This is a genomic window from Phaeobacter porticola, assembly GCF_001888185.1.
Lineage (GTDB): Bacteria > Pseudomonadota > Alphaproteobacteria > Rhodobacterales > Rhodobacteraceae > Phaeobacter > Phaeobacter porticola.
In genome coordinates, this window is record NZ_CP016364.1 from 973629 (window position 1) to 987604 (window position 13976).

General features: G+C 60.2%; 14 protein-coding genes. 8 read left to right on the forward strand and 6 right to left on the reverse strand.

The window, feature by feature from the left end:
• Nucleotides 1–18 precede the first annotated feature (18 nt).
• A complete protein-coding gene (locus PhaeoP97_RS04755) occupies nt 19–444 on the forward strand; it encodes a GlcG/HbpS family heme-binding protein (RefSeq protein WP_072506299.1) in 426 nt (141 codons plus the stop codon).
• Between the two features lie 220 nt (nt 445–664).
• Nucleotides 665–1444: a gamma-glutamyl-gamma-aminobutyrate hydrolase family protein gene (locus PhaeoP97_RS04760; RefSeq protein WP_072504105.1), complete on the forward strand. Its 780-nt coding sequence runs from the start codon at nt 665–667 to the stop codon at nt 1442–1444.
• A gap of 90 nt (nt 1445–1534) precedes the next feature.
• On the opposite strand, the gene PhaeoP97_RS04765 is transcribed toward PhaeoP97_RS04760, so the two are convergent.
• Both PhaeoP97_RS04765 and PhaeoP97_RS04770 read right to left on the reverse strand, forming a co-directional pair.
• Entirely contained in the window at nt 1535–3775 is a 2241-nt protein-coding gene (locus tag PhaeoP97_RS04765) for a xanthine dehydrogenase family protein molybdopterin-binding subunit (RefSeq protein ID WP_072504106.1), read from the reverse strand.
• A gap of 4 nt (nt 3776–3779) precedes the next feature.
• A complete protein-coding gene (locus PhaeoP97_RS04770) occupies nt 3780–4244 on the reverse strand; it encodes a (2Fe-2S)-binding protein (protein WP_072506300.1) in 465 nt (154 codons plus the stop codon).
• A 99-nt stretch (nt 4245–4343) separates the two neighbouring features.
• Here PhaeoP97_RS04770 and PhaeoP97_RS04775 point away from each other — a divergent pair, with 99 nt between their 5' ends.
• A complete protein-coding gene (locus PhaeoP97_RS04775) occupies nt 4344–4925 on the forward strand; it encodes a TetR/AcrR family transcriptional regulator (RefSeq protein ID WP_072504107.1) in 582 nt (193 codons plus the stop codon).
• A 38-nt stretch (nt 4926–4963) separates the two neighbouring features.
• Here the strand turns inward: PhaeoP97_RS04775 and kynA are convergent, their stop codons facing one another.
• The 4 genes from kynA to PhaeoP97_RS04795 form a co-directional block, all read right to left on the reverse strand.
• Nucleotides 4964–5797 carry a tryptophan 2,3-dioxygenase gene (gene kynA, locus PhaeoP97_RS04780; protein WP_072504108.1) on the reverse strand — a complete coding sequence of 278 codons (834 nt, stop codon included), beginning with the start codon at nt 5795–5797 and terminating at the stop codon, nt 4964–4966.
• A gap of 152 nt (nt 5798–5949) precedes the next feature.
• Complete coding sequence (kynU, locus tag PhaeoP97_RS04785) at nt 5950–7143, reverse strand: kynureninase (protein ID WP_072504109.1); 1194 nt, start codon at nt 7141–7143, stop codon at nt 5950–5952.
• Between the two features lie 99 nt (nt 7144–7242).
• Complete coding sequence (locus tag PhaeoP97_RS04790) at nt 7243–7641, reverse strand: MmcQ/YjbR family DNA-binding protein (RefSeq protein ID WP_072504110.1); 399 nt, start codon at nt 7639–7641, stop codon at nt 7243–7245.
• Nucleotides 7641–8393, reverse strand: a complete 753-nt coding sequence (locus tag PhaeoP97_RS04795; protein WP_072504111.1) for an SDR family NAD(P)-dependent oxidoreductase — start codon at nt 8391–8393, stop codon at nt 7641–7643. The genes PhaeoP97_RS04790 and PhaeoP97_RS04795 overlap by 1 nt, the downstream gene beginning before the upstream one ends.
• 234 nt (nt 8394–8627) lie before the next feature.
• Between PhaeoP97_RS04795 and PhaeoP97_RS04800 the strand changes: the two genes are divergently transcribed.
• From PhaeoP97_RS04800 to PhaeoP97_RS04820, 5 genes are all read left to right on the forward strand, one after another.
• A complete protein-coding gene (locus PhaeoP97_RS04800) occupies nt 8628–9581 on the forward strand; it encodes an MBL fold metallo-hydrolase (protein WP_072506301.1) in 954 nt (317 codons plus the stop codon).
• A gap of 286 nt (nt 9582–9867) precedes the next feature.
• The gene (locus PhaeoP97_RS04805; protein ID WP_072504112.1) at nt 9868–10329 is read left to right on the forward strand and encodes a methyltransferase family protein; all 462 of its coding nucleotides are present in this window, start codon (nt 9868–9870) and stop codon (nt 10327–10329) included.
• Between the two features lie 137 nt (nt 10330–10466).
• Complete coding sequence (locus PhaeoP97_RS04810; RefSeq protein WP_072506302.1) at nt 10467–12038, forward strand: Re/Si-specific NAD(P)(+) transhydrogenase subunit alpha; 1572 nt, start codon at nt 10467–10469, stop codon at nt 12036–12038.
• 13 nt (nt 12039–12051) lie between these two features.
• Nucleotides 12052–13485, forward strand: coding sequence for an NAD(P)(+) transhydrogenase (Re/Si-specific) subunit beta (locus PhaeoP97_RS04815; protein ID WP_072504113.1), 1434 nt, complete (start codon nt 12052–12054; stop codon nt 13483–13485).
• Nucleotides 13486–13596: 111 nt separating this feature from the next.
• Complete coding sequence (locus PhaeoP97_RS04820) at nt 13597–13971, forward strand: VOC family protein (protein ID WP_072504114.1); 375 nt, start codon at nt 13597–13599, stop codon at nt 13969–13971.
• Nucleotides 13972–13976 lie beyond the last annotated feature (5 nt).

Here is a 13976-nt window from a genome sequence, read left to right on the forward strand (position 1 = left end):
CATATCAAGGACACCGAAATGACCCTTACATTGGATCAGGCCCGCAGCATTATCGAACATACCCGCGCGAAGGGGCGGGAAATGGCGCTTAAGCCGTTGTCGGTGGTCGTTCTTGACGCGGGCGGTCATGTGCTGGCGTTTGAACGTGAAGATGGCGCTGCGCCGGGCCGCTTTGCGATTGCGCATGGCAAGGCTTACGGCGCGGTGATGTTGGGCATGGCGGGCACGGCCCAGATGGCGCGCGCAGAGCAGCAGGCCTATTTCATGGCTGCGGTGAACGGTGTCTATGGCGGGCAGGTTATCCCGGTTCCGGGAGGAGTGTTGCTGCGCAGCGAGGCGGGTGCTGTGATCGGTGCGGTCGGTGTTACCGGTGATACCTCTGACAATGACGCGGAGGCCGCGATGGCGGGCATCCGGGCAACCGGGCTCAGCGGCGAGGTGTGATCGGATCGCCCGGCGCCAAGCGAAGCCGGGCGGGTCGCCAACCCCAAGAAAACCCGAAAGCTGCGGAAAGTTGCGGCGCATATGCAGTTTTTTACGGGATGACGGCGGGTTGCGCCCGTTAGGGGAATTGCAACCCGCCGCAGCGTGGCTGTAGGATTGTCCCGACCCGGTCGTGCCCTTGCAAGGTGCAAGGGCCGATGCCCAAATCGTTGAGGACAGAATGACACGCCCCAAAGTCGGCATTATTGGCAACTCCTACCTGATCAACGACGAATACCCCGCCCATGCCGGGGGAACCATGAACTCCGAGGCGGTGGCCGAGGTTGCGGGCTGTATGCCGCTGCTGATCCCATCCGATCCACGGTTCCTGTCGGTTGAGGAGTTGCTGGAGAGTTTCGACGGCTTCCTGCTGACCGGCGGGCGTCCCAATGTGCATCCAAATGAATATGGTGAGGCGGAAACCGATGCGCATGGGGCCTTTGACCGGGCGCGTGATGCCATCGCGCTGCCGCTGGTGCGCGCCTGCGTGGAGCGGGGGCAGCCATTTCTGGGCATTTGTCGCGGCTTTCAAGAGGTGAATGTTGCCATGGGCGGCACGCTTTACCCGGAGATCCGTGACCTGCCAGGGCGCATGAACCACCGGATGCCGCCGGATGGCACGCTGGAAGAGAAATTCGCCATGCGCCATATTGTGGAACTGACCGAGGGCGGTGTGTTCCACCGTCTGTTTGGCGCGGCAGAGGTGATGACCAACTCGCTGCATGGGCAGGGGATCAAGGCGCCGGGCAGCCGGATCGTGATTGACGGAACTGCGCCTGATGGCACGCCTGAGGCCATTTATGTGAAGGACGCCCCCGGCTTTACCCTCGCGGTGCAATGGCACCCGGAATGGGACGCCGCCAATGATCCGGTGTCGCGGCCTTTGTTCACCGCTTTCGGCGATGCGGTGCGGGATTGGGCGGATGGGACCGGCGCGCGGAGCCACCGTAAAAGCGCCTGATGTGAGGCACCTGACGGCGCTGTTTCGGCCTGCGTTTGTATCAACAGGCACCGCCATGACGGTGCCTGTTATCGTGTCAGGGAAGCCTTCTCAGATCAACAGATCAAACTCATGCATCAACGGCAGTTGCCGTGCGCGTTTGCCGGTCAGATCAAACAGCGCATTGGCCAATGCTGGCGCCGCAGGCGGTGTGCCGGGTTCACCGGCACCGCCCATGCGAGGCTGGTTTTCCAGCAATTCCACCTGAACTGTCGGCATCGTGTGCATGCGCAGCGCGTCATAGTCGGGGAAGTTCTCCTGCTCGACCGCGCCGCCATCAATGGTGATCTCCCCAAAGCAGGCGGCGGATAGACCATAGGCCATACCGCCAAACATCTGCGCGCGGGTGTTCTTCGGGTCGATGACGCGCCCCAGATCGGCGGCAATCCAGGCGTTGGTCATGCGGATCTGGCCATCCTCATCGGCCACTTCGATCACCTGAGCGACCGGTGTGCCAAAGCTGTAGGCCATGGCGACGCCGCGCCCGATGCCGTCGGGTGTCTTGCCAGTCCAGCCGGACATGTCGCGGACGGTCTCCAGCACTTTGGCTGCCGGTTCCCATTCGGCGCGGGCCAGCTCCAGCCTGAAATCCAGCGGATCACGTCCGGCGGCATGGGCCATTTCGTCAATGATACAATCAGAGAAAAACCCGTTGAAAGATGCCCCGACCGAGCGCCAGAAGCCAACGGGGAGCATGGGTTTGGCCAGATAACCCTCCACCCGGAAGTTGGGAATGGCGAGCGGCTGGTTGAAGGCCGCGTCCACATGTCCCTTGTCCGGGCCGCTCATCGGCAGGCCCAGCATCCGGCCTGCGCCCTCAACCGTGGTGGATTGGGCCGCGATCTTACCGTGGACCATTACCGCTTTGCCGTCTTTGATCGCTGCCCGGTAGCGCGCGATGGCGCCGGGGCGGTAGACGTCATGAGACATGTCTTCTTCGCGGCTCCAGGTCAGTTGCACGGGCGTTCCCTGCATCTGCATCGCGATCTGGACGGCCCGGTCGGTGTAGTCGGTTTCAATCCGCCGCCCGAAGCCGCCGCCCAGATAGGTGGTGTTCACTTCGACCGCATCAACATCCAGCCCAGCAAGCGCGGCGGCTTTTTTCTGCACTACGGTCGGGCCTTGGTTGGGCGCCCAGATCTGTAAGGCATCGCCGGAGTAAAGCGCGGTGGCATTCATCGGTTCCATCGTGGCGTGGGCGAGGTAAGGCAGGCGGTATTCAGCCTCGATCACGGTGGCGCCATCGGGCAGGGCGTCCACGTCGCCATCATCACGCATGGTGGAATTTGGGGTGGCGTCAAAACTGCGGGCGATTTCCTTAAAGATAGCCTCTGTGGTCTCGGGGTAGGGGGCTGCCTCCCACGTGACGTCAATGGCATCGACGGCCTGCTGGGCAAGCCAGGTGTTGCTGGCCACGACTGCAACCGCATCGCCAAGGTCGAGGATCTTATCGACACCGGCCATCCCCTCGGTAGCGCTGGCGTCAAAGGCGGTTTTGCCGACGCCGAAATGCGGGCTTTGCCGGATGGCGGCAAATTTCATGCCGGGCAGGCGGACGTCGACGCCAAATTCTGCCGTGCCCGTGACCTTGGCCACCATATCAATGCGCGGCACGTCTTTGCCGATCAGACGCCACTCAGACGCCGGGCGCAGATCTGCTTCGATCGGCGCAAGGGAGGCAGCGGCATTTGCAAGCGCGCTATAGGGCAGGCGGGTGCCGTCGGGGGCGACGACATGGCCGTCCTCGGTCGTGAGCTGATCACGGCTGACGCCCAGTTGATCGGCGGCCGCCTGTTTCAGGGTTTCGCGGGCGCTGGCGCCGGCATGGCGCATCCGTTCAAACCCGTCCCGCATGGAAGACGAACCGCCGGTCACTTGCAGATCAAGAAACTTGGCCATGTGGCCGACGATTTCGCCCAAGGAATGTTGTAGAGCAGAGCCATCATAGCCGCGACCGGGCAGCGCCTCGGACATCATGGCGCTGTTGTAATAGGCCTTGGCAGCGGGGCCGTGCAGGACCGTGACCTTGGCCGGATCCACGTCCAGCTCTTCGGCGATCAGGCTGGCCCATGCAGATTTCACGCCCTGTCCCATCTCGGCCCTTGGCGCGATCAGCGTGACGCCGGATTGATCCACGAAAACAAAGGGGTTGAGGACCGCGCGGCCGTCTTCTTGTGCCAGCGGATTGGGGGCGGGCTGGTGGTATTTATAGGTGCCAAAGGCGACGCCGCCGACGATGGCGGCAGAGCCGATGAGAAAGCTGCGGCGGGCGATTTTCTTGAGGCTGGCCATAAGATCAGGCCTCCTTCATCATGCTGGCGGCGTCGTGAATGGCGGCGCGGATACGCGGGTAGGTGCCACAACGGCAGAGATTGCCCTGCATCGCCTCGTCAATTTCGGCGTCACTGGGGGAGGGGTTTTCCGCCAGCAGACTGGCGGCCTGCATGATCTGGCCGGACTGGCAGTAGCCACATTGGGCCACCTGATTGGCGACCCAAGCCTTTTGCACGGCGGCCATCATGTCGGGGGTGCCGACCCCTTCGATTGTGGTGACGTCGCCCCAGACATCGGAGAGCGCCACCTGACAGGAGCGCACGGCCTCGCCATCGATATGCACCGTGCAGGCGCCGCAGGCCGCAACGCCGCAGCCGAATTTGGTGCCGGTCAGGCCAATCTCATCCCGCAGAATCCACAGCAGGGGCACGTCGTCCGGCAGGTCGACCTCATGCGGTGTTCCATTGATGCGAAGGGTGGTGGACATGGCAGGTTCTTCCTCGATTGACTGACGAGATGACATAATTGGCTTATTTTGTCATACTGTCAATTGACATAATTGGGGCGAACTGTCAGAAGCGGTTTCATGATGAGTTCGTCCAGCGACCCGAAACAACGCGCTATTCTTGAAGCGGCCTGGGGGGGATTTGCGACCTACGGGTATCGCAAGACCTCAATGGACGACATTGCAAGGCGGGCGGGCATGTCGCGGCCGGCGCTCTATCTGCACTTCAGAAACAAGGAAGCGATCCTGAAAGCGCTGATTGATGCGCATTATGCGGAGACTGCCGACCGGCTCCGCGCGGCGCTGGCGTCTGGGGAAGCGGCAGAGGCGCAGCTGCTTGCAGCCTTTGAGGCGCAGGGCGGCGAGGTGATGGAAGCGATGCTGAGCACGCCTCATGGCATGGAGGTTCTCGAAGCCAGCATGAGCACTGCGGGCGATCACATCGACGCAGGCGAGGCGCTCTTGCGGGATGTTTACGCGACATGGCTGGCTGAGATGGCTGCGGCTGGCGCCATACGATTGACAGGCGCGGCCGAGGAGGTCGCACGGACATTTTGCAGCGCGATGAAGGGCGTTAAACACACCTCTGCGGATTACGCCAGCTATCGTGCAGGTGTGCGTCAGTTGGCGCAGTTGTTTGCGGCGGGGCTTTCCCCGCGCTGAGGCAGACCCAGCACAGGCCTGCCTCAGGGAGTGTCGTGTCAGAGTGCGGTGCGCAGGTGCCAGAGTTCGGGGAACAGCTCCACCTCCAGCATCCGTTTCAGGTAGCTGACACCACCAGTGCCGCCGGTGCCGCGCTTGAAACCGATCACGCGTTCAACGGTGGTCACGTGATTGAAGCGCCAGCGGCGGAAGTAATCCTCAAAATCCACCAGCTTTTCTGCCAACTCGTAGAGATCCCAATGCGCCTCAGTGTTGCGGTAGACTTCGCTCCATGCGGCCTCAACAGCGGGGTGGGGCGTGTAGGCCTCTGACAGGTTGCGGTTCAGCACCTCCTTCGGCAGGTCGAAGCGCTGACCAAGGGTCTTTAGCGCCACATCATAGAGCGAGGGCTGGCTCAGCTCTTCTTCCAGCATGGCCAGAACGTCGGGTCGATGGGCGTGCGGACGCAACATCGCCTTGTTCCGATTGCCGAGCATGAATTCGATCTGGCGGTATTGATGTGACTGAAAGCCCGAGCTTTGCCCCAGCTCATCGCGAAAGGCGCTGTAGTCTGAGGGCGTCATGGTGCGCAGCACGTCCCAGGCAGAATTCAGCTGTTCAAAGATGCGGGCGACACGGGCGAGCATCTTGAACGCCTCATGCGGCTTGTTCGCTAGTAGGCGCGCGCGGGCGGCGGTCAGCTCGTGAATGGCGAGACGCATCCACAGTTCCGAGGTCTGATGCTGGATGATGAACAGCATCTCGTCATGGGTGTTGGTCCAGGTTTTCTGCGCGTTCAGCAGCATATCCAGCGACAGGTAGTCACCATAGGACATACGTCCGTCAAACGACATCTGCGCGCCTTCTTTGGCGGGATCATAGGGGGTGGACATGGAAAGGCTCCTTGGTGTTCCGGTAGTATATCAGATTGCGGAAACAGGAGCTTTTCTTGAATTGAGCGTGCCACATTGGGCCAGCCGCCGCCACAGGGCGACCCAGCCGGCCGGACGGCACAGTGGCACGCGGTATGCGGGCAGCACCATCATCAGGTGACGGCGTTGCGGGTCTTGTATTCGGCACTGTCCCACAGCGCGTTGGTCATCACGTCCTCGATGATATCGACGGCGGCCCGCACGTCGCCCTCGTCAATATAAAGCGGGGTAAAGCCAAAGCGCATGATATCAGGCGCGCGGAAGTCACCAACCACGCCACGGCCAATCAGCGCCTGCATGGCGGCGTAGCCCTCATGGAAGCTGAACGAGACCTGACTGCCTCGGCCAGCGCCATCGCGGGGGGATGCAAGGCTGAGATCGGGACAGCGGGTTTCCAACTCGGTAATGAACAGATCGCAGAGTTCAATGGATTTGGCGCGGACATCGGCCATATCCGCCATGTCCCAGATATCCATGGAGGCCTCAAGTGCGGCAAGCTGTAATACGGGCGGGGTGCCGACCCGCATCCGTTCGATGCCGTTGCCGGGTTTGTAGTTCAGATCGAAATCAAACGGTGCGGCGTGCCCCAGCCAGCCAGACAGAGCCGGGCGCGCCTTTTCCGCATGGCGGGGGGCGACATAGATGAAGGCCGGGCCGCCGGGGCCGCTGTTGAGGTATTTATAGGTGCAACCAACGGCAAAATCAGCGTTGCAGCCCGCGAGATCGACGGGCAGCGCGCCTGCGGAGTGCGCCAGATCCCAGACCGTCACGACGCCGGCGGCATGGGCCTGTTCGGTCAGGGTCTTCATGTCGTGTTTGCGACCGGTGCGATAATCAACTTCGGTCAGCATGAGCACGGCAATGTCGTCGGTGATATTGGCGCTGACCTCTTCCGGTGCAACGACGCGCAGGGAATAGTCCGGCCCAAGCGATTTTACTAGGCCTTCGACCATATAGAGGTCGGAAGGGAAGTTACCGCTGTCGGACAGCACCACCTTGCGGGTCGGGTTCAGCTCCAGCGCGGAGGCAACGGCCTGATAGACCTTGATCGACAGGGTGTCGCCCATCACAACGTGACCCGGTTCGGCGCCGATCAGGCGGGCAATCCGGTCGCCAATAGCGGTGGGTTTTTGCATCCAGCCAGCCTTGTTCCAGCCAGTGATGAGCATTTCGCCCCATTCGTCCTCAATCGTGCCGCGAACCCGTTCCGCGGTGGCGCGGGGCATTGGGCCGAGAGAGTTGCCATCGAGGTAGATCATCCCTTCCGGCAGGGAGAACATGGCCTTGGTTGTGGAAAAATCGGTCATCTGAACCTCGTGAGCATGGGTGATCTGGCGGTCAGTACATTTTATTTTATACTTAAAGTTTCTGGAGTGCTATCGCATCATACCGCGCCTGTCCAGAGATTAGGATCCAGGATCCCCGCCATGGGTGCCACCCAGCTGCGGCTCAGGGATGCCCAAATCGGTACGTTTGTGCTTGGACAGGCCTGCCGTGACGAGATTATAGGACAGGCTGATCTGCTCTTTCAGTTCAGCGTCGCTCAGGCCGGGATCCTTGAAATGCTGCAGCCATTTCATCCCGCGCGACGCCAGATAGGGCGCCGGGCGGACGCCCGGACGCTCTTGCAGGACCTCAAAGGCGATATCGCCGGTCTTGAAGGTGAACGCATCCTTTCCATCGGCCCAGCCGCAGATGGCAAAGACTTTGCCGCCTGCCTTCCAGACGTCGGCATTGCCCCATTGGACCACGTGGGAGCTTGCGGCAAAGCTGGCACAGAACGCGTTGAACTCTTCCCGTGTCATCAGGTTTGCCCGCCGGCAATCTCAATTGTCTGCCCGTTGATCGACTGGGAGCCGGGACCGCAAAGCCACAGCAGCGCTGCGGCCACCTCATCGGGCAGAATCAGGCGTTTGTGGCGATTGGCGGAGACCATGATCTTGAGCGCATCTTCCTCACTGACGCCTGCGCGCTGCGAAATTGAGGTCACGTTACGGTTGATGATCGGGGTGTCGACGTAGCCGGGGCAGAGCGCGTTGAATGTATAGGGCGTGCCCAGATAATCCTCGCTCAGCGACCGGGTCAGGCCAATCAGCCCATGTTTGCTGGCCGAATAGCAGGGCGCCCCCTGCAACCCGCGCAGGCCCGCGATGGAGGACACGGTCACGACGCGACCCCAGTCGGTCTGGCGCATGGATCTCATAGATTCGCGGATGGTCAGGAAGGCGCCGTCCAGATTGGTGGCCATCATGTTGCGCCAGAACTCCATCGACATCTTGTGCAGGGCCTTGCCCTCGGCGATGCCAGCATTGGGCACGCAGATCTGGATCGGCCCGCGGGCGGCAGTGGCGGCGTCGATCTTGGCGATGACATCCGCTTCGTCACGTACATCCATCGCCAGCGGATGCAGTCCCTCGGTTGCGACCTCCTCCAGCACCTCCTGCCTGCGTCCGGTGATAGTGACATCTGCGCCTTCGGCGGCCAGCGCCTGTGCCATCGCCAGGCCAATGCCGGTGCCGCCGCCGGTGATCAACGCATGTTTTCCCTTGAGTGTCATGGCCTTGCTCCGCTTGTTGGTGTTTCTGGCCGGGCTATCTCCCGGTTGTGAGAAGAGCCTAACCGTCGCGCATCGGCAGGCAAGATCTCCGTCCCGTCATTTTGTCCGGCATTTAAGAGCCACGGGAATTTTGTCGCTTTGGGTCACCTCAGAGAGGTTGTTTACATAAATATTCCAATGTGTGAATGTCATGCCAAAGGTGGCGATAGGCCCCCGTTGCAGATGGAGGATGATATGAAAACTCTTGCCCTTGGCCTATTGGTTGCGCTGATATCGCCCGCAGCTGCGCTGGCGAGCGAAGATATCGCCGATCAATACCCCCAGTCCGAGCTGTATTCCAAACCTGTGGAGGTGATCCCGCAGGTATTTTCCGCTATCGGGGCCACCGCACCGCCAACTTATGAGAACGCAGGGCACAACAATAATCTCAGTTTTGTCGTGACGGATCAGGGCGTAGTTGTGATCAATGCGGGCGCGTCGGACGCGCTGGCGGCTGCGCTGCATGCGGAGATCAAAGCGCTGACCGATCAGCCGGTGGTGCTCGTGATCAATGAAAACGGGCAGGGCCACGCGATGCTGGGCAATGGCTACTGGCGCGATCAGGGGGTGGATGTTCTGGCGCATGTGGAGGCCACGGCAGAGGTGACGGAAAACGGTCATTTCATCCTGCAAGGCATGCAGAGCTACAACAAGGATCGCGCAGGCGATACGCGGATTGAACCGGCCAACCTCAGTTTTGAGGATCGGTATGATCTGTCGCTGGGGGGCGTCGATATTCAGATCCTGCATCTGGGCCCGGCCCATGATCCGGGCGATACTCAGGTCTGGATTCCGCAGTGGGGAATGTTGATCGCCGGGGATATCGCGTTTCATGAGCGGATGCTGCCGATTTTTGAACATACCTGCACCAGCTGCTGGATTGAGACCTGGCAGGAAAAGTTGGAACCACTGGATCCAACCTATGTGATCCCCGGTCACGGCCATCCGACCAATTTCGATCAGGTGCGGCGCTACACGCTAGATTACCTCGTGGATCTGCGCAGCAAGATTGGTGCCCATATCGAAGAGGGCGGCGATCTGGCGTCGGCTTATTACGTGGATCAGGCCCGCTGGCAGCAGCTGGACACCTTTGAGGAGTTGGCGACCAAGAATGCCGGCCGCGTCTATGAGGAAATGGAGTGGGAGTAGTCCCAGCCTGCCTTATCGTTTGCTGGTGACGGTCTTGTGACGACAGATGGCTTCTATTTGCGGTGCCGCATCCGGTAAGCATGCCAAAGTATACGTGGTCATTTGTAACATTATGTGCAGGATCATGCCGCAAACGGAACGGATTCGCCGTTCCGCGACCATTTTGGGCAATCTGTCCTTATCCTTCGGTCGTCTTGTTCGGGGGCTGGACCTTCTGACCACTTAGGGGAAAACTGCCGCTGATGTGCCTATCGAAAGACAAGGGTTGCCCGGAGTGTCGCCTGCAATGAAATGGATCGACGTGCCTCCGGTGTGGCTGTTTAGCTTTGCTGTGCTTGCCTGGTGTCAGGCGCAGTTCCTGCCCCTAGGGCTGGGGTTTTCGACGGGTCCCATTGGCGCGATCATTGATCTGCTGAGCGGCTTGTTGATCGGCGCGGGGATTGTGCTGATGCTGCTGGCCGTTGCAGAGATGCGGCGCCAGAAGACAACGCTTCACCCGCATGGGGATCCGAGCCAGCTGGTGCAATCCGGCATTTTCAAACGCAGCCGCAATCCGATCTACCTGGGCGATTGCCTGCTTCTGCTGGGGTTGGTCCTGCGGTTTGATGCCGTTCTGTCGCTGGCTCTGCTGCCAATTTTTGTCTGGGTGCTGGAGCGGCGTTTCATCCTGCCGGAAGAAAACCGACTGCGCAGGCAATTTCGCGCGGACTGGGCGCGGTATGAACAAAAGACACGGCGATGGCTGTGATGGATTTGCGGCACCGCGGCAATCCATTGCGGCGACGCAGCGAAACTGTTGCGCAAATATGTTGCGCAATGTAGTCAAAATATTTGCGATACGTGCTCAGTAAATCTGGCGCGGCGACAAAGAGGGGGACCGACAAGGTGAAAATAGGCACGCCAAAAGAAGTGTTTGAGGGCGAGGCGCGGGTTGCGATGACCCCGGACTCTGCGGTTCAGCTGCAAAAGCTGGGCTATACCTGTGCGATTGAGACCGGGGCAGGTGCGGCAGCGGGATTTGCAGATGCCACATATGAGGCCGTTGGCGTTGAGATCGTCAAAACACCGGCCGCCCTGTGGAAAGCGGCGGATATCGTGGCCAAGGTGCGCCAGCCGACCGAGACGGAACTGAAGCGGATGACAGCGGGCAAAACGCTGATCTCTTTCTTCAATCCGGGCGGCAATGAGGCCGGTATGGAGCTTGCGCGCTCCAAGGGCGCCAATGTGATCGCGATGGAAATGGTGCCGCGGATTTCCCGCGCGCAAAAGATGGACGCCTTGTCCTCCATGGCCAATATCGCGGGTTATCGCGCGGTGATTGAGGCGGGCAACAACTTTGGCCGGTTCTTTACCGGGCAGATTACGGCAGCGGGCAAGGTGCCTCCGGCCAAGGTTCTGGTGGTTGGGGCAGGCGTTGCCGGTCTGGCCGCGATTGGGGCCTCTACCAGCCTTGGCGCGATCACCTATGCCTTTGACGTGCGCCCCGAAGCGGCCGAGCAGGTCGAAAGCATGGGCGCAGAGTTTGTCTATCTCGACTTTGAGGAAAGCCAGCAGGACGGCGCGGCAACCGGTGGTTATGCGGCTGTCTCCAGTCCTGAATTCCGCGAGGCCCAACTGGCCAAGTTCCGCGAATTGGCCCCTGATGTTGATATCGTCATCACCACCGCGCTGATCCCCAACCGCGAGGCCCCCAAGCTGTGGCTTGAGGACATGGTCGCAGCGATGAAGCCGGGTTCTGTCATTATTGACCTTGCAGCTGAAAAAGGCGGCAATGTCGAAGGCACGGTGATGGACGAGAAGGTCGTGACCGAGAATGGCGTGACCATCATCGGCTATACCGATTTCCCGAGCAGGATGGCCGCGCAGGCCTCGACGCTATATGCCACCAACATCCGTCACATGTTGACTGACCTGACGCCCGAGAAGGACGGTCAGATCAATCACGACATGGAAGACGATGTTATTCGGGGTGCCACGGTCACCTTTGAGAAGGAAATCACCTTCCCGCCACCACCGCCCAAGGTGCAGGCCATCGCGGCCCAGCCGAAGAAAGAGGTGAGGGAGCTGACGCCCGAAGAGAAGCGGGAGCAGGAAGTCGAAGCCTTCAAGCAGCAGACCAAGAATCAGGTCACCCTGCTGGCTGTTGGCGGTGCCTTGGTGCTGTTCGTGGGGCTGTTTGCGCCTGCCAGCTTCATGCAGCATTTCATCGTGTTTGCACTGGCGTGTTTCGTGGGCTTCCAGGTGATCTGGGGTGTTGCACACTCGCTGCATACACCGCTGATGGCTGTCACCAATGCGATTTCCTCGATCATTATCCTTGGTGCGTTGATGCAGATCGGGTCCGGGTCGTTCCTGGTGATCTTCCTTGCGGCGCTGTCAGTGTTCATGGCCGGGATCAATATCTTCGGCGGTTTCCTCGTCACCCGGCGCATGCTTGCCATGTTCCAGAAATCTTAAGGAGGCCGGGATTATGGACTTTGGCTTTACAACTGCCGCCTATGTGGTTGCGGCTGTTCTCTTCATCCTGTCGCTGGGCGGCCTGAGCGGGCAAGAAAGCGCGAAACGCGCGGTCTGGTACGGCATCGCCGGTATGGCGCTGGCGGTTCTGGCAACCCTGATTGGCCCCGGTGCTGGTCTGTGGCTGTTGTCGATCGTCTTGATCACCGCAGGCGGTATCATCGGCTACTATGTTGCCAAACGCGTGCAGATGACCGAAATGCCCCAGTTGGTAGCGGCGATGCACTCTCTGGTGGGTCTTGCAGCGGTTTTTGTGGGCTTTATCGCCCATATTGAGCTGGGTCGCGTTCTGGCGATGGATGACACTGCCAAGAAGGCGCTTGAGGGTTTTGGCGCGCTGCTGGCCAAAAAAGACGGTGTTGAGATCGCAATCCTGCGGGTTGAGCTGTTCCTTGGGGTGTTCATCGGGGCTGTGACCTTTACCGGGTCGGTGATTGCCTATGGCAAGCTGGCAGGCAAAGTGTCCTCGGCGGCGACCAAACTGCCCGGCGGGCACATGCTGAATGCCGGTGCGGCTGGTCTCTCGTTGATCTGTCTGATCTGGTATTTCAACACTGGCGGTTTCTTCCCGCTGTTCCTGATGACCCTGGCGGCGCTGTTCATCGGCTACCACCTGATCATGGGTATTGGTGGCGCGGATATGCCCGTGGTTGTCTCCATGCTGAACAGCTACTCAGGCTGGGCCGCCGCGGCGATTGGCTTTTCGCTGGGCAATGATCTGTTGATCGTGGTTGGTGCGCTTGTGGGCTCCTCTGGTGCGATCCTCAGCTACATCATGTGCAAGGCGATGAACCGGTCGTTTGTGTCGGTGATTCTTGGTGGCTTTGGCGGTACGGCAGGTCCGGCGATGGAAATTGACGGCGAGCAGATCGCGATTGATGCCGATGGTGTGGCCGCTGCCTTGGATGAGGCCGACAGTGTCGTCATCATCCCCGGCTACGGTATGGCAGTGGCGCAGGCGCAGCAGAATGTTGCTGAGCTGACCCGCCGTCTGCGTGCCAAGGGCAAGAACGTCCGCTTTGCGATCCATCCGGTTGCTGGTCGTTTGCCCGGTCACATGAACGTGCTGCTGGCCGAGGCGAAAGTGCCCTACGACATCGTGCTGGAAATGGATGAGATCAACGACGATTTCCCGGAAACCGACGTGGCGATTGTCATTGGCTCTAACGATATCGTGAACCCGGCGGCACAGGAAGATCCGAACTCGCCCATCGCCGGTATGCCGGTGCTGGAATGCTGGAAGGCGAAACAGGTGTTTGTCTCCAAACGGGGGCAGGGCACCGGTTACTCCGGGATCGAGAACCCGCTGTTCTTCAAGGAAAACACGCGGATGTTCTATGGCGATGCCAAGGCCAGCCTCGACAAGCTGCTGACCATGATCAGCTGATTGTTGACCTCAGCTGCACACATCGAAAGAGCGCTCCGGACGGAGCGCTCTTTTTTATTGGCCAATGCGGACTGAGGCCTGTGCTATCATAAGGCAGCCGAGGAGGATGATATGGAAAAGGCCCAAGGCATAGGTGGCGTGTTTTTCCGCGCCAAAGACCCCGAAGCGCTCAGCCGATGGTACAATGACCATCTGGGAATTGACCCCGTTGGGGGGACACCCTGGATGCAGGGAGGTGGTTATACTGTCTTTGCCCCGTTTGCCGAGGATACCGATTATTTCGGAGATCAGACCAAGCAGTGGATGATCAATTTCCGGGTGACGGATCTGGCCGCAATGATCGCGCAGCTGACCGCAGCAGACATTGCTGTTGAGACGCGGCCGGAGTGGGACGGTGAGATCGGCTATTTCGCGCGGCTGCATGACCCGGAAGGCAATCCGATAGAACTGTGGCAACCGATTGGACGGGCTGCAGATACTGCTTGAGCTGG

Coding starts and splice junctions, on each gene's coding strand:
- PhaeoP97_RS04815 (WP_072504113.1), top strand. CDS start 12,052: ATGGACTTTGGCTTTACAACTGCCGCCTATGTGGTTGCGGCTGTTCTC.
- PhaeoP97_RS04805 (WP_072504112.1), top strand. CDS start 9,868: ATGAAATGGATCGACGTGCCTCCGGTGTGGCTGTTTAGCTTTGCTGTG.
- PhaeoP97_RS04800 (WP_072506301.1), top strand. CDS start 8,628: ATGAAAACTCTTGCCCTTGGCCTATTGGTTGCGCTGATATCGCCCGCA.
- PhaeoP97_RS04765 (WP_072504106.1), bottom strand. CDS start 3,775: ATGGCCAGCCTCAAGAAAATCGCCCGCCGCAGCTTTCTCATCGGCTCT.
- PhaeoP97_RS04770 (WP_072506300.1), bottom strand. CDS start 4,244: ATGTCCACCACCCTTCGCATCAATGGAACACCGCATGAGGTCGACCTG.
- PhaeoP97_RS04775 (WP_072504107.1), top strand. CDS start 4,344: ATGATGAGTTCGTCCAGCGACCCGAAACAACGCGCTATTCTTGAAGCG.
- PhaeoP97_RS04760 (WP_072504105.1), top strand. CDS start 665: ATGACACGCCCCAAAGTCGGCATTATTGGCAACTCCTACCTGATCAAC.
- kynA (WP_072504108.1), bottom strand. CDS start 5,797: ATGTCCACCCCCTATGATCCCGCCAAAGAAGGCGCGCAGATGTCGTTT.
- PhaeoP97_RS04790 (WP_072504110.1), bottom strand. CDS start 7,641: ATGACACGGGAAGAGTTCAACGCGTTCTGTGCCAGCTTTGCCGCAAGC.
- PhaeoP97_RS04820 (WP_072504114.1), top strand. CDS start 13,597: ATGGAAAAGGCCCAAGGCATAGGTGGCGTGTTTTTCCGCGCCAAAGAC.
- PhaeoP97_RS04795 (WP_072504111.1), bottom strand. CDS start 8,393: ATGACACTCAAGGGAAAACATGCGTTGATCACCGGCGGCGGCACCGGC.
- kynU (WP_072504109.1), bottom strand. CDS start 7,143: ATGACCGATTTTTCCACAACCAAGGCCATGTTCTCCCTGCCGGAAGGG.
- PhaeoP97_RS04755 (WP_072506299.1), top strand. CDS start 19: ATGACCCTTACATTGGATCAGGCCCGCAGCATTATCGAACATACCCGC.